This window comes from Aeromonas sp. EERV15 (assembly GCF_900079845.1).
GTDB lineage: Bacteria > Pseudomonadota > Gammaproteobacteria > Enterobacterales > Aeromonadaceae > Aeromonas > Aeromonas sobria.
Genome location: NZ_FKKY02000175.1, coordinates 1 through 434, shown reverse-complemented (window position 1 = coordinate 434; position 434 = coordinate 1). Strand labels below are relative to the sequence as shown.

Annotated in this window: 1 protein-coding gene; it reads left to right on the top strand. The window is 52.5% G+C overall.

Annotation, left to right across the window (positions count from 1 at the left end; translation table 11 throughout):
- The coding region (locus tag BN4575_RS20945) for an ATP-dependent Clp protease proteolytic subunit (protein WP_068979579.1) at positions 1–434 on the top strand (434 nt) is incomplete at both ends.

Here is a 434-nt window from a genome sequence, read left to right as displayed (position 1 = left end):
AGACCGTATCGTCTTTCTCGGCGGAGGAGTTGACTACAATATAGCGAATCTTGTGATAGCTCAGCTTCTTTTTTTGAGCAACGAAGACAGCGAAGCAGACATCCACTTCTACATAAACTCACCCGGCGGTTCGGTAAGCGCGGGGCTTGCGGTTTATGATACAATGCGGTTTCTCCGCTGCGATGTGGCCACATACTGCATCGGTCAGGCGGCAAGCATGGGGGCGGTTCTCTTTGCCGGCGGAACAGAGGGCAAGAGATGTATGCTCCCAAACAGCAGGATACTGCTTCATCAGCCGCTTATTTCCGGTGTAATGCAGGGGCCTGCCACTGATCTGGAGATAGAGGCGAAGGAGATTATCCGCCTCCGCAAGCGGCTTTACAACATCCTCTCATTCCACACAGGCAAAAGCGAGGAGCAGGTTGTAAAAGACT